Origin of the sequence: Serratia sp. LS-1, assembly GCF_003719595.1 — a bacterium.
GTDB classification, from domain to species: domain Bacteria; phylum Pseudomonadota; class Gammaproteobacteria; order Enterobacterales; family Enterobacteriaceae; genus Serratia; species Serratia ureilytica.
Genome location: NZ_CP033504.1, coordinates 4,230,517 through 4,246,820, shown reverse-complemented (window position 1 = coordinate 4,246,820; position 16,304 = coordinate 4,230,517). Strand labels below are relative to the sequence as shown.

14 protein-coding genes are annotated in these 16,304 nt (G+C 64.9%); 2 read left to right on the top strand and 12 right to left on the bottom strand.

The features are described 5' to 3' along the window. Positions 1-60 precede the first annotated feature (60 nt). The 3 genes from EDY99_RS20290 to EDY99_RS20280 are packed head-to-tail and all read right to left on the bottom strand — an operon-like array spanning position 61 to position 2,377. Complete coding sequence (locus EDY99_RS20290) at positions 61-477, bottom strand: SRPBCC family protein (protein WP_047026516.1); 417 nt, start codon at positions 475-477, stop codon at positions 61-63. A 38-nt stretch (positions 478-515) separates the two neighbouring features. Continuing rightward, the gene (locus tag EDY99_RS20285; protein ID WP_047573388.1) at positions 516-1,313 is read right to left on the bottom strand and encodes an SDR family NAD(P)-dependent oxidoreductase; all 798 of its coding nucleotides are present in this window, start codon (positions 1,311-1,313) and stop codon (positions 516-518) included. A 53-nt stretch (positions 1,314-1,366) separates the two neighbouring features. After that, positions 1,367-2,377, bottom strand: a complete 1,011-nt coding sequence (locus EDY99_RS20280) for an aldo/keto reductase (protein ID WP_047026514.1) — start codon at positions 2,375-2,377, stop codon at positions 1,367-1,369. Positions 2,378-2,518: 141 nt separating this feature from the next. Here EDY99_RS20280 and EDY99_RS20275 point away from each other — a divergent pair, with 141 nt between their 5' ends. Then, positions 2,519-3,418, top strand: a complete 900-nt coding sequence (locus EDY99_RS20275) for a LysR substrate-binding domain-containing protein (protein ID WP_123062028.1) — start codon at positions 2,519-2,521, stop codon at positions 3,416-3,418. 33 nt (positions 3,419-3,451) lie between these two features. On the opposite strand, the gene EDY99_RS20270 is transcribed toward EDY99_RS20275, so the two are convergent. From EDY99_RS20270 to EDY99_RS20260, 3 genes are read right to left on the bottom strand one after another with little or no spacing between them, the layout of a single operon-like run. Continuing rightward, positions 3,452-5,644: a virulence factor SrfC family protein gene (locus EDY99_RS20270; RefSeq protein WP_123062027.1), complete on the bottom strand. Its 2,193-nt coding sequence runs from the start codon at positions 5,642-5,644 to the stop codon at positions 3,452-3,454. Further along, a complete protein-coding gene (locus EDY99_RS20265; RefSeq protein WP_164489286.1) occupies positions 5,641-8,586 on the bottom strand; it encodes a virulence factor SrfB in 2,946 nt (981 codons plus the stop codon). The genes EDY99_RS20270 and EDY99_RS20265 overlap by 4 nt, the downstream gene beginning before the upstream one ends. After that, the gene (locus tag EDY99_RS20260) at positions 8,586-9,824 is read right to left on the bottom strand and encodes an SrfA family protein (protein ID WP_103101838.1); all 1,239 of its coding nucleotides are present in this window, start codon (positions 9,822-9,824) and stop codon (positions 8,586-8,588) included. Before EDY99_RS20260 ends, EDY99_RS20265 begins: the two co-directional genes overlap by 1 nt. Before the next feature lie 297 nt (positions 9,825-10,121). On the opposite strand from EDY99_RS20260, the gene EDY99_RS20255 reads away from it, so the two are divergent. After that, a complete protein-coding gene (locus tag EDY99_RS20255; RefSeq protein WP_033645389.1) occupies positions 10,122-11,036 on the top strand; it encodes a DMT family transporter in 915 nt (304 codons plus the stop codon). Here the strand turns inward: EDY99_RS20255 and EDY99_RS20250 are convergent. From EDY99_RS20250 to EDY99_RS20225, 6 genes are all read right to left on the bottom strand, one after another. Next, complete coding sequence (locus EDY99_RS20250) at positions 11,033-12,526, bottom strand: PLP-dependent aminotransferase family protein (RefSeq protein WP_047573393.1); 1,494 nt, start codon at positions 12,524-12,526, stop codon at positions 11,033-11,035. The genes EDY99_RS20255 and EDY99_RS20250 overlap by 4 nt on opposite strands. A gap of 79 nt (positions 12,527-12,605) precedes the next feature. Beyond that, on the bottom strand, positions 12,606-13,229 hold the full coding sequence (locus EDY99_RS20245; RefSeq protein ID WP_033645336.1) for a LuxR C-terminal-related transcriptional regulator: 624 nt from the start codon (positions 13,227-13,229) through the stop codon (positions 12,606-12,608). A gap of 109 nt (positions 13,230-13,338) precedes the next feature. Beyond that, positions 13,339-13,878 carry a fimbrial protein gene (locus tag EDY99_RS20240; RefSeq protein WP_033645335.1) on the bottom strand — a complete coding sequence of 180 codons (540 nt, stop codon included), beginning with the start codon at positions 13,876-13,878 and terminating at the stop codon, positions 13,339-13,341. A gap of 18 nt (positions 13,879-13,896) precedes the next feature. Further along, positions 13,897-14,901 (bottom strand): fimbrial protein, encoded by a 1,005-nt coding sequence (locus EDY99_RS20235; protein ID WP_033651772.1) that lies wholly within the window; start codon positions 14,899-14,901, stop codon positions 13,897-13,899. Between the two features lie 14 nt (positions 14,902-14,915). Next, on the bottom strand, positions 14,916-15,527 hold the full coding sequence (locus tag EDY99_RS20230; protein ID WP_033645333.1) for a fimbrial protein: 612 nt from the start codon (positions 15,525-15,527) through the stop codon (positions 14,916-14,918). 11 nt (positions 15,528-15,538) lie between these two features. Continuing rightward, positions 15,539-16,285: a molecular chaperone gene (locus EDY99_RS20225; protein WP_123062025.1), complete on the bottom strand. Its 747-nt coding sequence runs from the start codon at positions 16,283-16,285 to the stop codon at positions 15,539-15,541. Positions 16,286-16,304: the final 19 nt, after the last annotated feature.

Genomic DNA, 16,304 nt, shown 5'->3' with positions numbered 1-16,304 from the left:
AAACCAAAAAAAACGGCCGATGGGTGCAGCCATCGGCCGTGGGGCTTGAGTGTTCAAGCGTTAACGAGGGAAGTTACCGCTCAGCGCATCCAGGCCGCCCTGGTAGATGCCGCTGAACAGGGCGATGGCCTCGTCGTCGCTGATGTTGACCGGCGTGAAGCTGCCCGACCATTCCACGCGCGCCACGTTGGCGTCGTCGGTGGCGTGCACTGACAGGGTGGACAGGTAATTCACCACCGGGAACGGCGCCTGCATGATGGAGTAGCTGTAGCTGCGTTGACGGTTATCGAACGCTTCCAGCCGCTCGATGACGGTGCCGCCGTCGGCGGTGGTCAAAGTGCGCACGCGGCCGCCTTGCGAAATGACGCTTTTCGGAATGAACGGCAGCCAGTCAGGCAGGGCGTCGAAGCCGCCGATCAGTTGCCATACGGTGTCGGCGGATGCCGGGATGTCCATTGAGACGGATGTAGTAGCCATTTTCTTTCTCTCTCTTAATATCGGTTTCGGGTACAGGGTTACATCGCCAGCGTGTCTACGACGCCGCCGTCGACGCGCAGCGCCGCGCCGGTGGTGGCCGAAGACAGCGGAGACGCGAGGTAAACGGCCAGGTTGGCCACTTCATCGACGTCCGCCGCGCGCTGAATGATGGAGCTTGGGCGTTCGGTTTTAACGAACTCGTCGGCCTGATCGCGTGCGCTGCGCCCGGATTTGGCCGCCGCATCCGCCAGCATGTCTTGCAGGCCTTCGGTAAAGGTTGGCCCCGGCAGGATGGCGTTGACCGTCACGCCGGTGCCGGCGAGGCGTTTCGCCAGGCCGTGAGACACCGCCAGGTTGGCGCTTTTGGTGACGCCGTAGTTGATCATGTCCGCCGGGATGGCGACGCCGGATTCGGACGACACGAAAATAATGCGTCCCCAACCCTGCTCGGTCATGCTCTGCGCATAGTGGCGCGCCAGCCGCACGCCTGAGAGGACGTTGACGTTATAGAAGTGCATCCACTCGCTGTCGGGCACGGTAAAGAAGTCGTTATCGTTGAAAATGCCCAGGTTGTTGATCAGCACGTCGGCTTTCGGTTCCGCGGCGAACAGGGTTGCAGCCCCGTGTTCCGTTCCGAGATCGGCGACCACGCCGCGCACCTGCGCGCCGGGCACGTTGGCGCTGATGTCGGCGATGGCGTTATCAACCCCGGCTTTCTGACGGCCGACGATCACCACGGTGGCGCCCGTTTTGGCGAGCCCGCGCGCGATGCCGAGGCCGATGCCGGAGGTGGAGCCGCTGACGACGGCGACTTTGCCTGAAAGATCCAGTTTCATCATGTATCTCATCGAGTTAATGGGGGTAATGGGGCCATGCGGCCCCATAAAACTTAACGAATCGGCAGCGGCGCGTTGTCGGCCACCAGTTTCTGACGGCGCATTTCGGCCCAGAATTCAGCCGGGATAACGGCGTCCAGCGCAGCCAGATCTTCGGCCATGCGGCCAGGGCGGCTCGAACCGGGGATCACGGCGGCGACCGCCGGGTTAGCCAGCGAGAACTGCAGCGCGGCGGCTTTGACGTCGACCTGGAAGCGAGCGGCGATCGCTTTGATTTGCGCCACTTTCGCCAGCACCGCCGGGGATGCTTTCTGGTATTCGTAGTGCTCGCCACCGGCCAGCACGCCGGAGTTGTAAGGGCCGCCGACGACAATGTCGACGTTGCTCGCCAGGGCTTCCGGCATCAAACGTTGCAGCGCGCGTTCATGATCCAGCAGGCTGTAACGGCCGGCCAGCAGGAAGGCGTCCGGCTGCGTTTCGCTCAGGCCCAGCGCCAGTTCGCAAGGCTCGACGCGGTTGACGCCGAGGCCCCAGGCCTTGATCACCCCTTCTTCACGCAGACGGGTCAGCGCGCGGAAAGCGCCGGTGCGGGCGATGTTGAACTGTTCAATCCAGTTGTCGCCGTAAAAATCCTGGGCCGGATCGTGGATCCAGACGATATCCAGGCGGTCGGTTTTCAGGCGCTTCAGGCTGTCTTCGATGGAACGCAGCGTGGCGTCGGCGGAGTAGTCGTTGACTATTTTGTTCTTCAAGCCGTGTTCGAACAAACCGCCTTTCTCGCCCAGATCGCGGGCGGAAGTGTCTTCTTCTTCGTCCAGCATGATGCGGCCCACTTTGGTGCTCAGCACATACTCGTCGCGTGGGTAGTGCGACAGCACTTCACCCATGCGGATTTCCGACAGGCCGGAACCGTAGAGCGGCGCGGTGTCGAAGTAGCGGATGCCCAGATCCCAGGCGCCGCTGACGGTGGCTTGCACGTCGTCTTGCGGGATGTTGCGGAACATATTGCCGAGCGGTGCGCCGCCCAAACCGATCTTGCCGGGTAAAATATTTCTGATGCTCATGTCAGGTCCTCAATACGTTATCTTTTCAGGGAAATTGGGGGGCGCACAGTGCGTCTGCCCCGTCACGAGGCTAAAGATAGCGTGGCAAGTTGTGACTTGATAGGACATAATTTGTCTAAGTTAAGTCCTTTGAGGTCTCACATGATCGATTTACGTCAGTTGAAATACTTCGTCGCGGTGGCGGAAGAGGAGCACGTCGGCCGCGCTGCCGAACGGCTGCACATTTCCCAGTCGCCGCTGAGCCGGCAGATTTCCCAACTTGAGGAACGTCTCGGATTGATGCTGTTTGAGCGCAATCAGCAGCGCATTCGCCTGACCGCCGACGGCCAGACGTTTCTGGCCGAAACCCGCGCGCTGTTGACGCACGCCAACCGGCTCGAATCGCTCGGACGCCGCCTGGGGCGGGGTGAAGACGGCGGGCTGTGCATCGGCTATATCGAAAATGCGATGCACTCCGGCGTCTTGTCGAACGCCTTGCGGTCGCTGCGGGTGTCCCGGCCGGATGTGCACATCGTGCTTTACAGCCAGCCTTCTTCCATGCAGTTGGAAGGGCTGCGGCAGCGTAGCCTGGACGTGGCGCTGGTCAATACGGCGCCGGATCGCGACGATCAGGATTTGGACTATACGCAGGTGTTGGACGATCGCATGTTGCTGGCCCTGCCGCAGACGCATCCGCTGGCGGACAGTGAAACGCTGCAGCCGGCGGATCTCACCGATCAGGCCTGGATCTCGGTGATCCACAAAGAGGATGCCCATTCGCGCGACGATTTCGTGGCGGCCTGCGTGAAGGCCGGGTTCGATCCGGATATTCGGCTGGAAGCGGGCGAGCCGCTGACGGCGTTGGGGCTGGTCGCCGCCGGGTTGGGGATGACGCTGATCCAGCACAGCCTGCGGCATAACGCGCCGCAAGGCGTGGTGCTGCGCGAGCTGCCCTGGATGCAATACACCACGCAGCTGTGGGCAGTGTGGCACAAGGCCAACCTGCGCCCGCTGGTCACCCACTTTCGCGAAGTGATGTCGGCCGGGCCGGCCTGCCACTGATCGCGCGGCGGCGTCCGGCCCGGATGGCGCCTGCTACGGCGCAGCGCGCAGGGCCGCGACGATCGCCGCCAGGTCGGCGCGCTGCTCGTCTGCCAGCGCGGGCTGCGCCTGCGCGGCATTCTCCGCCAGCAGGGTTTGCAGGCCGATCAGCCAGTCATAGATATAAAACGCGGTATTTTTGGTCGGCGTCGGCGCCAGCCGGGTTAGCCGCTGCTGGCCACTCCAGTCCACCGCCGGCTGCGGCGGCGGGGTAAAGATCGGCTGGCCGGGATTGACGCGGCTCTCGGGGCGCGTGGCTGCGTCGCGCCGCTGGAAGCCGAGCCAGGCGACGAAGTCGCCCAGTAGCGCCAGCGCCTGGCTGATCTGCCGATCTTCACCCTGTTCCGGCAAGCTCCCGGCGCACAGCGCGCGCTCCAGTTCGTCGTCGAGCCGCAGGCGGCAGGCGGCGCCGATCAGCGCATCGACCAGCAGTTCGAGGTGCGGCCTGTCGACGCCGAGCAGATCCAGCAACCGGCGGCTGTCAGGCAGCGCGCGCAGATGGTTGACCCAGTCGGCGAAGATCCGCGCGGCGAAAGGCGATGCGGGCTGCTCGCCGGGCGCCGCAGGGTCTTGCGCACCGAACAGATCGATATCCAGCCCAAACGGCGAAGTCGGCGTCGTCTGGGACGGCGTCGTATGCTGCTGTTGCTGATAAAGCTGGCGCAGCGTATCGCGCTGGGGCAGCAACCGTTCCAGCAGTTCGCCGTGGCGGCCGGCCTGCGCCTGCAACGCGCGCAACAGCTGCTGGGCGCGTTGCTGCGCCGCGTGCGGATCGGCGACGGAGAGCCAGTTGCCGAGCAGGCTTTCCGTCAGTTCGCGCTGCAACTCTTCACGCTGTTCGAGCAAGCGCGCTTGTTTGTGGGCCGGGCGCGCCTGTGCAGCCAGGTAGTTCACCATCCGGCGGCAGTCCTGTTCATCCAGCGCCAGCAGCGTGGCCCAGCTGTCGCCGGGCTCGCCGACCTGACGCTGGACGGCATCGTCGGGCCGCGCTTTGCCTTCCTGACGCAGATCGAACGGCGTGATTGCCCAGATTAAACCGGGCTTGCGGCGCTGGCGCAGCGCCGGGGTTTCCCCCTGGGTGTGGTTGACCCAATCGGCGAGCGCCTGGCCGACGCGCGCGGCGTCCTGCGGCGTGGCGGCGGCATCGGTCACCAGCAGCAGGCTGGCGTGCAGGCCGTCGGCGCAACGGGCCAGTAAATGGGCGCGCTTCGCCTGCTGCAGACGCTGCGCCGGCTCTGCCTGCGGACAGATGCGGCTGCCGGGCAGGTCGATCAGCGCCACGTCGGCGGGCAAGCCTGCCTGCGTCGTCTGCGGCAGCAGGGTGGTCACTTCTGCGGTCAGCCAGGCCAGATCGCTCAGTGCGATCTCCCGTTGATCGCCGTTTTCGGTCATGACGGCGATCGTGGCGTTTTCCGGTGCGGCGCTTGCGGTCAGCAGCGCCAACGCACGGCGCGGGGCATGAACCCGTCTGCTGCCGTCGAGCGCCTGCAACGCGTGCGCCAGCTGGCGGTAACGCGCCGTCAGCGTCGCTTCCTCTCCCCACAGCGGCGCAAACAGGCGCGCGCGGTCATCGATGCTCAACTGCGGCGCCAGCGTCACCGCCTGCGGCCAGAAGTGCCTGTCGAGCGTGGATTGCTCTTTGTCGCCGTGGCGGCGCAGGCTGTCCCACAGCGCCAGTACGGCATTGCCGTCGAGGCCATCGATGGCGACCGCCTGTCGGTGGCGCGTCAGCGCTTGCAGGTGGCCGGCGATGGCGCGGGCGTCCCAGTCCGGGCGAAAGCCGCTCATCGCGGCGGCGTCAATCGTCATGGCCAACCACTGCGCTTCATCGAGCAAGGCGAGGGCGATCGGATAATCGGCGGGCCCCGCCTCGGCCGCCGTGCAGTAGCGCACCGCGAGCGAAAGGTCCGCGTCGAAGCGCTTCGCGCCGGGCGCCAGCGCTGCCAACAGATGGGCTTTGGCGGCGGCGTTGTGGCCATATAAACCGATGGCGACCTGCGCAGGCCGTGTGTTTTCCAACAGTGCGGCGCGGTTATGGCAACGCCGCAAACGCTGTATCAGCCGATCGGCTTCCCGCTCCAGGCGGGCGGAGTGATGGCGTGCGGCGTCCACCCAGTCGATCGCCTGCAAAATGCCGGCGCTGAGCGCGTTATTCGGAGCCGCTGGGGCGAGGGTTTGCGTGTTCATCGTGGGTAAATGCTCCCGCTGTCTATCCAGTAGTGGGTCGCACCGGAGGCGCTGGCAGCCAGGGTATTGAGTTTCAGTTGCAGGTGGTGCGCCGGGACGGGGCTGCCGTCGGCCAGCAGCGCCTGGGCGATCTTGACGCTCTCGGCGCCCTGCTCGGCGCTGGCGGTGATGGCCAGCCGCAGGCCGATCACCGCGTCGCCGGCCAGCTTGCGCGCCAGCTGGGCGTCATTGATGGTCAGCGTATAGAGCGGCGACGCCGGCCAGCGTTCGTTGTCCAGCTGGCGGAAGCCCAGACGCAGCGGGCCGCGCAGCTGGAAGCTGCCGGCGGGATCGAGCGCGAAATCGGCGCGATCCAGATCGATGTCGCGGTAATAGACGTTATCGTCCGCCAGCATGTTGTTGCCGTCCAGCATGCCCAGATAGCGAATGGTGGAGTAGGGCTGGAAATCGCCGACGTTGAAGTAAAAGCTCTCCAGCCGCAGATCGATCGCCAGCAGGCACAGCATGGCGCCCACGGCAGCGGTGGATTTCGGGTTGTCGATGCGGCCGCGTTTGTTGAACGGGTACCAGCTGCGGGTGTGGTAGCCCTCGAGCGGCAGAATGCGGCTGGCGGGCAGCGGCTGCAGATGGCGCAGCAGCGCCTGCACGCCGGGGAAGCGCGCCGGGCGGCCGGTCAGCAGCAACACGTCGCAGGTGTACAGCGCCACCACTTCGGCCAGCAGGCGCAGACAGCGGCCGATGCCGATGCGATCGGACAAGAAAGCGGCGTGCAGGTCGGCCAGACGGATCACCAGCGGGGTGTGCAGGATATCGAAGGCGTCGCTGTCGGCTTCGCGCTGCACTTCGCCGTTGATAAACGCCAGCACCTGCGGCGTCGGCCGCTGCGGCAGCAGATCGCCGAGGCCGGCGGCGATTTCCGCGCGGCTGTCCAGCGGATCGTACTGCTCATAGGCGGCGAGCAGCGCGCGTCCGGCGGGCATGAAGATCTGCAGCGCGGCCTGTTGACGCAGGGTGGAAAGCCCGTCCATGCGCCCTTCGTTGCCGAACAGTTTGTCCATCAGCGCCGCGGCGGCGTTCACGCCGGCGGCCTCGAAAGCCTGTTGCACGGCGGGCAGAACAAATTGCTGGATGATATCCAGCAGGATGTCGTCGCCGGCGACCTTAAAACCTTCGCGGAACAGCAGGCGCGGGTTGATTTTGATGTTGTTGCCCACGCCGTCATCGAGCGAGTAGTGCGTGATCGCCAGATCGGTGGTGCCGCCGCCGATGTCGATGGAGGCGATGCGCAGCGTTTTTCCGGGCTGTTCACCCGGCGCCAGCGGCCGATCGGGCCGCGCCATGGCGGCGAAGAAGGCGTCGGTGCGGCCGGCGAAGTTCACCTGGGTTTCGTTGTACAGATAGACCATCTGGCCGCAGGTGGCTTCGTCCCACTCGATCTGCACCTGCGGCGCCGGGAAGCGAGTGTGCGCGCCGTCGAACGGCGCATCCTGCGGGTGCCAGCCGAGGGCTTTCCACACCAGCCCGATCGCTTCCTGCATGCGGCGGCGGAAGATCTCCCGCTCCGGCTTCGGCATCGCCGACGGCAGCGTCAGGATGATGGCGCGTAAACGGCGCGGGGCGGCGGCGTTCGGCATGCGGCTGCGCTGGGCGATGCTGTTGATCTGCATCAGCGCCTGCGCCAACAGCTCGCTCAGCATCAGGCTCATCACCGCGCTGCGGCTGTAATGGGCGGCGAACACCGGCAGCCGTTCGGCCGTCGGCAAGGCGGACAGCGGCACGCCCTCGTCGTTGATCAAGGTGGTCAACGGCGCGGCGGCGGCCATCGGCTCGTGCCGCTCGTTGAAGCGCCAGCCGGGCGCATAGCGCTCTTCGTCCCACAGATAGCGGCGCGGGCTGGAGATGCCGGTGGTGCCTTCATGCCCTTCGCGTCGCTGCGCCAATTGCGCGGCTTCACGGCCGACGCGGGTGATGGACGGCCATTGGAAGGCGTCGTCGCGTCCGCTCTGGAAGGACAGATGCGGCTTGCCGAACGCGGCCCGAGAAAACTCCACCCGGCTCTCGAACAGTTCGTTGTAGACGTGATGCGGTTCGGACAGCGAGCGCAGCTGCAGCTCATAGGTTTGCTTCAGGCCGTTGCTCTCTTCCGGATGGTCTTCGACCAGCACGCCGCAGGTGTGAGAATTGCCGACGTCCAGCACCAGATCGACGTCGATCGCCGGCTGTTGCAGCGTCGCCGCCGCCATTTTTATCTGCGGCACCGACAGCTGATGGCCGAGCATGTGCAACAGGTTGAGGTAGTGCGCCTGATACTCGAAGGTTTTCAGCCCGGCGTTGATCTCCGCCTCGGCGCGCTGTTCCCGCTCGGCGGCGCGCTGGCTGAACGCCTCGCGCAGCCAGCCGTCCACCCAGGTCAGATCGAGGAACTCGCCCAGTTCGTGGTTACGGTGCGCCAGCGCGAAGCTCAGATCGGCGCCGAGATCGCTCTCGCCCGGCGCCAGCGCTTCCTGGCCGGGCACGGCGGCGCGGGTATCGAAGGCCAGCACCACCCGCAGCAGGTTGCCGTCCTGATCCGGTTCATCCAGTTGCACCACCTGCAGGCGAGCCCAGTTATCCGGGCCCGACAAAAATATCCCCGAGGCGGTATAGCGCAAGAACGGCAACGGCAGCCAGAGCTTATCCAGCAGGCGCAGCGACTGCTGCAGCGGGTAGCTGAACTCCGGCCGCACCACTTCGGCGGCTTGCCCGCCCTCGGCCGGCAGCTGATATTTGCCGCTCTCGGCCTCCCATTGCAGGCGCAACAGCGGGCCGCTGGCGGTCTTGCGCACGAATTTGCCGGGAAACTCGGCGTCCAGCCGCGGGGTCAGGGCAAAGTCCATAAACTGAATGCCGCTGTCCTGAATCAGCGTAATGCCGTGTTTGTAGTCCGTAAGGGGTGCCAGCATCATTTACTCTCGCGCTTGAACGTCATGGGATAGGTGGTGTCCGCATCGTAGCGGCCGGTGCATTCCGCGGTCCCGGTCTCGCCCTGGCGGCAGACGATTTCCGGGATCTGGTAGCGGCTGCCGTCGCTGCAGCGCGCTTTGGTGCGGCTGTTGATCACCAGATTGCCGGACTGCATCAGCCCGGCCTCGACCGCCACCCGGCAGGTGACGCCGTCGCCGTAGGCGATGACAGCGCTGCCTTTGCCCGCGTTCAGGCGGTATTGCAGGCTGGGGCGCTTGCCGGTGATCGGATCTTTCAGCGCCACCGTGGCGCGCCATTTGCCGTTAAGGAAACGGGTGGAGCCGGCCTTCACCGCCTCGGGCGGCAGCACCAGCGCATTTTTGTCCGCCGGCTGCGGGATGATCGGCGCCGGGGGCGGCGGCATCAGCGTGGCGTGCGCCAGCGGCAAGCGCAGCTCAGGCAACGGCGCGGCGGTTTTTTCCGGCGGTGCCGGATGGCGCACCTCAGCCGGCATCGCCGGTTGCGGCGGCGGTGAGCGGTGCAGCCAGGCGGCCAGCGCCGCGCTGCCTAGCAGCAGTACCGGCAACAACCACAGCGCGTGGCGTCGACGCGGGCGAACAACGGCGGGGGATTCGGCGTGCGCCGTCGGGGCGGGCACCGGTTCAGGCTCGGCGGCCGGGGGCGGTTTTACCGGTTCGACAACGGCCGGTTTGCGCGGCGCGGCGGCGATCGGCGCCGGTTTTTCCACTTCCGATTCGAGCGGGCGCAGGCAGGCTAACGGATCGTCCGGGCTCTGCGCCTGCGGTTTGATAAAGCCCCAAAAGGTCAGCACCGGCCGATCGTCCACCAGGTAGACGTGGTTGGGATCGGGAATGTGCATCGCTTTGGCCAGCAGCGCGCCGAACAGGCGGTGGCTGGGGTGATCGGTCGCCCGGGTCTGTTCGGTCAGGCTGCGGAAGGTCGCCAGACAGTGTTCCAGGTGGCGCACCGCCTGCGCGCGCTGGGCATCGCTTGCCGCCAGCCAGGAGGTCACCTTGCCCGGAAAGGGCGCATACCAGTCGATGCGCGTGCCGCTTTCGTTCGGCTGGGGGATCGCCAGACAGTCGGCGGCCTGCTGCTGTCGGCGAAGACGCAGGGTTTCCCGCAGCTGCTGCGCGCAGGCGTAGATCGGTTGCCCGTTTTCGCCTAAAGCCAGCACATCATCCAAACTGCCACTGCGTAAGAAGGGTTTCACCACGGCGCCGCACCTTGTCCTGTTCTGCAAAAACGCATAAAAGTCCATGGTACCCCGCCGGCGATGCCGCCAAACGGCCAAGGACAGCCCGAAAAACGCCCTTCTTTGGCGTTAGCGGCGCACTTTGGCAACCGGCACAGTGAAAATCTCGCTATCTGGACCTGTCTGTGAACCGCTTTATCTGAAAAATAGAACGCAGCCCCGGCAAGCGACGCCGGGGAACGATGTTCTCTTTCACTATGATCTCGCCTCGCGGGTTGCCGATTTCGGTATGCCTCAGGCGTGCGGAGCATTCGCATGATGGACAGTCAGTCTGAAAAAACGCTTGTTGTTACCCCTGCTCATCCCGCCGTCGGGCATTCGGCTCAGGGCTGGATGAACGGTTTCCTCGGCATGATTATCTTCAGCGGCTCGTTGCCCGCCACCCGGGTGGCGGTGCTGGAGCTCGATCCGCTGTTTCTGACGGCGATCAGGGCGGCGATCGCCGCTTTGCTGGCCCTGTGCGCGCTGCGGATCACTCGCCAGGCGCGGCCGACGCGGGCCGATTTGCCGCCGTTGCTGTTTGTAGCGCTCGGCGTGGTCATCGGTTTTCCGCTGCTGACGGCGCTGGCGCTGCAGCACACCACCTCGGCGCATTCGCTGGTGTATATCGGCCTGCTGCCGCTGGCGACCGCCGGTTTTGGCGTCTTGCGCGGCGGTGAGCGCCCCAAGCCCGCTTTTTGGGCTTTTTCGGGCATTGGCGCCGCGCTGGTGGGGGCGTTCGCGCTGAGCCAGGGGAGCGGCGGCGCCTGGCAGGGAGATGCGCTGATGGTCGGCGCGGTGCTGCTGTGCGGTTTGGGTTATGCCGAAGGCGCGGTGCTGTCGCGCCGGATCGGCGGCTGGCAGGTGATCTCCTGGGCGCTGGTGGCGGCGTTGCCGTTGACGCTGGCGGCCGCATGGTGGGCGGCGCCGGCCGCTTGGCCCGTCGTCAGCGGCGCCGCCTGGCTGTCGCTGGCTTACGTCTCGGTGTTCAGCATGTGGATCGGCTTTATCTTCTGGTATCGCGGCCTGGCGCAGGGCGGCATCGCCGCCGTCGGGCAATTGCAGCTGCTGCAGCCGTTCTTCGGCCTGGCGCTGGCGGGCTGGCTGCTGCAGGAAACCGTCCAGCCGATGATGATCGCCGTGATGGCCGGCGTGGTGGTTTGCGTGTTCGGCGCCAAGCGCTTTTCTCGCTAGGCCCCGTTGCGGGCGCAGGCGCGGATCACCTCGCCGAGTCGTTCTACCGCCTGCTGCACCTGGCGGTCATCGTAACCGCCCAACCCCAGCACCAGACCCGGCTCACCGTGGCCGGGCGCATACATCGGCGATACCGCCCGCAGCGCCAATCCGGCTTCGTTGGCCTGCTGGGCGACCTGCATGTCGTCGAGATCTTTCCTCAGCCACAGCACCATGTGCATGCCCTGATCGCAGGGCTGCACCCTCCCCAATTCGGCCGGGATGCGCGCGTTGATCGCCTCGATCAGCACCCGGCGTTTCTCGGCGTAGACGCCGCGCATTTTGCGGATATGCCGGTCGAGATACCCTTCGGCGATAAAGGCGGCCAGTACGTGTTGATCTGCGCTGGGCGGGTGACGATCCATCAGGATCCGGGCGCCGCAAAAGGCGTCGACCAGCGGCGGCGGCACGATGGCGTAACCCAATCGCAGCGAAGGGAACAGCACCTTGCTGAAGGTGCCGAGATAGAGCGTCCGCTCGGGCGCCAACCCTTGCAGCGAAGGGAACGGGTGGCCGGCGTAGCGCATCTCGCTGTCGTAATCGTCTTCCACGATCCAGGCCTGCCGTTCTCTGGCCCAGGCCAGCAGGGCGCTTCTTTTCGCCATGCTCATCGGCATGCCCAGCGGATATTGATGAGACGGCGTGACAAAAGCGGCTCGGGCGTCGGCGGCCAGGCGCACGCCGGCGGCGACGTCGATGCCGTCGTCGGCGACAGGCACTCTGATCATGTGCCGATCGCGAAACAGGCTGTTAAAAAGGGCGGTGATGCCGGCGTAGGCGGGGTCCTCGACCCAGGCGCTGTCGCCGGCGTCCAACAGGATCTGCGCGGCCAGATACAGTCCCTGCTGGGTGCCGGCGGTGATGAGGATTTGCTGCGGCGTGCAGTTTACCGAGCGGGAACGGCGCACATAATCGCAGATGGCTTCGCGCAGCGGCAGGGCGCCCAACGGATCGCCATAGCCGGATGGGGCGCCGGGGCCGCGCGCCCGGATGCGGTTGCCGAGCCGCCGCCAGATATCGTCGGGCGCGGTATCGCCGATCGGGACCGACACGGTGAACGGCACCGACGGCAGCGCCCGCGCCTGGGCGGCAAAACGCGCCAGATGCTGCGCCTGTGAAGAAAGTGGCACGGCTGTGGCCGGAGCGGTTTGCACCGTGGCGTGTGGCGTGCGGCGCGGCGCCTGATAGTGGGCGACCCGGGTGCCGGAGCCGGGCTGCGGTTCAAGAAAGCCTTCCGCCGTCAGCTGAGCAAACGCCTCCAATACCGTGCCGCGCGCCAGATTCAGCGCCGCCGACAGCCGGCGCGTCGAAGGCAGCAGATCGCCCGCTTTCAGATCGCCTTTGTGGATGGCCCGGCGCAGTGCCTGCGCCAGTTGGTGGCTTAGCTGCCCCGCCTGGCGGTCAATCTCGCCGAGGGCGGGGACGTCAACGACTTGGGCTGTTCTGGGCATGCATTCCGGCTCGCTGTGCAGTGCAAAAATGAGTATTCAGAGTAAACCACTCTGTCGGCACTCGCGAGTCCGTTGTCAGTCAACTCAGCCCGCGCTGATTCAGCAGCACCTTATTCAGCTCGCTGTTTTTACGCACGTTGAGCTTGCGCATCGCCGAACGCTTATGGGCGCTGATGGTTTTCTGGCTGCGCTGCAGCAGGCCGGCGATGCTGCAGGCGGACATGCCGCTGCTCATCAAACCCAGCACCTTTTTCTCGCAGTGGCTGAGCGCGGCGATGCGGCAAGCCTGGCATTTCCACTGGCCGGCGGCGTGCAGCGCCACCCACGGATGCAGGATGAACTTTTCCAACGCCATCTGCAGCTTGAGGCGAATGGCGTAGGCCGAATCGCGCCGATGGATGCTGAACAGCGGCGGCAGGTTTTTCACCTGTTGCTGGGTCGCGTCGTCGAGGATCAGCAGGGTCAGCTGCCGCTGGCGCGGAACGCCGTGAGGGCTTTGATAACAACAGGCGCAGCCCCAGCGCTCTTCCGGCGTGCGGAACACGATTTCGATGTTATCCAACGCCTGCAGCGCCAGCGGCGAGAACTGCGGGTACCGGCGGTGGCATTCGTTCAGGGAGTGCAGATAGTCCTGCAGCAGCAGACGCAGCCCCTGCTGGTAGAAGTTATCGCTGTCGAACAGCGTGAAGCGAATATCTGGCATGGGTGACTCCTTAAAAAGCCGTGGCGCCGCGCCGGAGCAAACGGTGACGGCCCATCGCCGGCGTTCGCGCGCCGGTCGTTTTCCTGATTTCCCTGGGACGGTGCGAGGCTTATTGGTACGCCAGCACAAAATTGGCGATGGACGTGAATTCGCCTTCGGTAATGCTTTGGTTTTGAATCGCGCTGGGCCGCCCTTGCACATAGGCGGTGAAGTTCAGGCTGTTGGGGCCGTTTTGCAGCGCGACGGCGCTGGTGGCCTTATTCAAATCGATGTCTGCGCCCTGATGATCGAACAGGGCGATGGCGGCGCCGTTCGCGCCGTTGTTGATCGCCAGCTTGCCCGGCATCTCTCCGTCTTCGGTGCCGCTGAAGGTCACGCTGACGGATTTGAACACCGTGGTCTTGCAGTCGGTCAGCTTGATGCTGAACGGCACCGGCGTGGTATGGCCGTAGCGGTACAGGGTTTTGACGATCACCGTGCCCATCTCCACCAGCTGATCGGCGGACTGCGGTTCGATATTGCACGGCCGGCTCACCACGGTGCCGTGGAACTGCACCGGCGCGCCGATAAGCTCGGTGTTCGCCGCCGCCGGCATGGCGGCAAACCACCAGGACGCGCAGCTGAGCAGCGCTAAAGCGCGTAGACGCATTTTCCGTTCCTCCCTCGGTTACTGGAATGCCGCCACGATGGTGGCCGACGCGTTGAATTCCCCTTCGCCGATCTCCGCGCCGCCGTTGGCGAACGGCGCCGCCACCAGGTTCCAGGAGCCGCCGTTGCCGATGTTCGGCACCGGGTAAAACTCGTTCGGAATGACCAACTGGCCGTTGTGCGTCAGCCGGATGCCGAGATCGTTCTTGTCGGTTTTGAACACCTCGTTGCTGAAGGCGGCCGCCGTGCCCGACACCGCCAGCTTGATGTTCAGCGTGCCGTCCTCGAAGCTGCCGCCCTCGCACTGGAAGCGCACCGGAATGCTTTGCGGATAGTTCGAGCCGTTGAGATCGCTGCCGCCGATTTCGCCGAACTCCACGTTGATCAGCTGGCCTTCGTTCACTACGCATTTATCCGGCACGTAAAGGATCGCGGACTGGATAAACACCTGCGCCATCGGATTGGGGCCGAAACCGCCGTCGGTCGAGCCGAGGCGGCCGAACATCTCGATGATCTGCCGATCGTTAATCTCGACGCCGTTGATGATCTTTTTGCGCACCCGGAAGGTGATGCGGCCTTTTGAACCGCTTTCATAGTTGTTGACCTGCACATAGGGCGGTGAGCAACTGTGATTGGGATACTCGTTGGATTCGTTGTAAAAAGGCACCGTGACATAGGCCTTCTTATTACCTGCAATCCACACTTCGGCTTTTAAATCCAGGAAGTCGTTCAACTGCAAGAAGCCGTTGCCGTAGTCAGAGGGGGGCAGCGCCGAATCCGACTTGTAAAAGTGCGGGCTTCGGGGGATCGGCGTATCGCAGTAGGCCTTGCCGGTATAGGTACCGCCTAATGAATAGGGAAACTGTTTGGTGAACCCCACCTGGTTGGTGATGTTGCTTTGATTCAGATCGATATAGAACTGTTTGGGGCCGCCGTCCGGCGTGACGTAGCCGTTGGCCCAGGCGGCGGGGGCCGCCAGCGCGATCGCCAGCGGCAGGCAGAGTTTGGTCAGTTGTGTTTTCATCGCGTTCTCGAGCCTCACAGGTAAATCACCTGAATGTGCGCCACGGCAGCGAACCCGGCCGCCATCACCGCCCGCTGGGTGGATTCCACGCTGGCGCTGAACCACAGGGTGTTGCTACCGGGTTGCAGAATGTAAGGGCGGCTGCGTTGATTCAGCTCCAGCGCCTGGCCTTGTTGGTCTTGCAGCCGCAGGCCGATGCCCTGCACGCCGCCGTTCAGCTTCAGCAGCGATGGGTTATCGACATCGCTTTCGCCGAGAAACACCAGCGTGGCGGCCTGCTCTCCCTGCAGGTAGAGGCGGCCGGCGTCGCCGTTGCGCGGGCCGGCCGGGTTATCCGCCAGCGCGCGCGCGCCCAGCAGGCAGTTGCGGAACGAGAGGCGAAAACGCACCGGCGCGCTGCGATCGCCGGCGTTGCGGAAGTCGCGTGCGCTGACGTCGCCCAGATCGACGGATTGATCCCGGCTGTCCGGCGTCAGGCTGCAGGGAGAGCTGAGCAGGCCGCCGTGAAAGCTGACGGTGCCGGTGGTGCCTTCGATCACGCCCAGCGGCGTTGCCGCCATCGCGCCGCCGCCGCACAGCAGTGCGCCGAGCAGCAGCGGGCGCAGTCGATCGGTGAATTCAGCCATGCTGGACCTCCTTATTTTTTCTCGGGCACGGCGGTGCAAACGCCGCCATTGCAGACGAAGCGCAGCTCCGGATGGCCGCCGTAGTCGTTGATGTAGGTGATGACGAAGCTGTTCATGCCGGTCTCTTGCAGCTTGAGGCTTTCGCTGGATTTCGGCTTCAGCATCAGCGGCTGAAAACCGCCGATCGCGCCGCCGCCCTGTTTTTGCGTCTGCTGCGTCATGCCGGTCAGGGTGATGTAAAACGGCGTCGGGTTGTCGACGGTGATGGCGCCGCCGCTTTTACGGAACACCAGCTTTTCCTGCCACACCTGGCCCTTGGGCGCGACGATGGCTTTCGGCCGATAGAACAGTTTGATCTGCGTTTGCAGCGCCAGCTGCATCACGTTGGTTTTGGTGCTTTTCGGCGGAATTTCGCGCAGGTTGAAGTAGAACACCGACTCGCGATCCTGCGGCAGGCGATCCGCCTCCGGCGTCTTGGTGATGCGCACCACGCTGCGCTCGCTTGGTTCCACGCGCTGCAGCGGCGGCAGCACCACCAGCGGCGAGGTGATTTTCTGGTGCTGCTCGTTCTCCAGCCAGGACTGCGCCAGGAAGGGCAGCTCTTTGTTTTCGTTGACGATATTCAGGCTGATCGATTTGGCGTCGCTCACATAAACGGCGCGCGTGCGATCCAGCGATATCGCCGCGTCGGCGGTGGGCAGTACGGCGCTCAGGGCCAGGCCGGCGGCGGTCAGTAGCGTTATCGGGTGTTTGTTCATGTCATCATTTCTCAGCGTT

Excerpts from the sequence above, each read along its gene's own strand:
- EDY99_RS20290 (WP_047026516.1), bottom strand. The coding sequence starts at position 477 with ATGGCTACTACATCCGTCTCAATGGACATCCCGGCATCCGCCGACACC.
- EDY99_RS20285 (WP_047573388.1), bottom strand. The coding sequence starts at position 1,313 with ATGAAACTGGATCTTTCAGGCAAAGTCGCCGTCGTCAGCGGCTCCACC.
- EDY99_RS20280 (WP_047026514.1), bottom strand. The coding sequence starts at position 2,377 with ATGAGCATCAGAAATATTTTACCCGGCAAGATCGGTTTGGGCGGCGCA.
- EDY99_RS20275 (WP_123062028.1), top strand. The coding sequence starts at position 2,519 with ATGATCGATTTACGTCAGTTGAAATACTTCGTCGCGGTGGCGGAAGAG.
- EDY99_RS20270 (WP_123062027.1), bottom strand. The coding sequence starts at position 5,644 with ATGAACACGCAAACCCTCGCCCCAGCGGCTCCGAATAACGCGCTCAGC.
- EDY99_RS20265 (WP_164489286.1), bottom strand. The coding sequence starts at position 8,586 with ATGCTGGCACCCCTTACGGACTACAAACACGGCATTACGCTGATTCAG.
- EDY99_RS20255 (WP_033645389.1), top strand. The coding sequence starts at position 10,122 with ATGGACAGTCAGTCTGAAAAAACGCTTGTTGTTACCCCTGCTCATCCC.
- EDY99_RS20250 (WP_047573393.1), bottom strand. The coding sequence starts at position 12,526 with ATGCCCAGAACAGCCCAAGTCGTTGACGTCCCCGCCCTCGGCGAGATT.
- EDY99_RS20245 (WP_033645336.1), bottom strand. The coding sequence starts at position 13,229 with ATGCCAGATATTCGCTTCACGCTGTTCGACAGCGATAACTTCTACCAG.
- EDY99_RS20240 (WP_033645335.1), bottom strand. The coding sequence starts at position 13,878 with ATGCGTCTACGCGCTTTAGCGCTGCTCAGCTGCGCGTCCTGGTGGTTT.
- EDY99_RS20235 (WP_033651772.1), bottom strand. The coding sequence starts at position 14,901 with ATGAAAACACAACTGACCAAACTCTGCCTGCCGCTGGCGATCGCGCTG.
- EDY99_RS20230 (WP_033645333.1), bottom strand. The coding sequence starts at position 15,527 with ATGGCTGAATTCACCGATCGACTGCGCCCGCTGCTGCTCGGCGCACTG.
- EDY99_RS20225 (WP_123062025.1), bottom strand. The coding sequence starts at position 16,285 with ATGAACAAACACCCGATAACGCTACTGACCGCCGCCGGCCTGGCCCTG.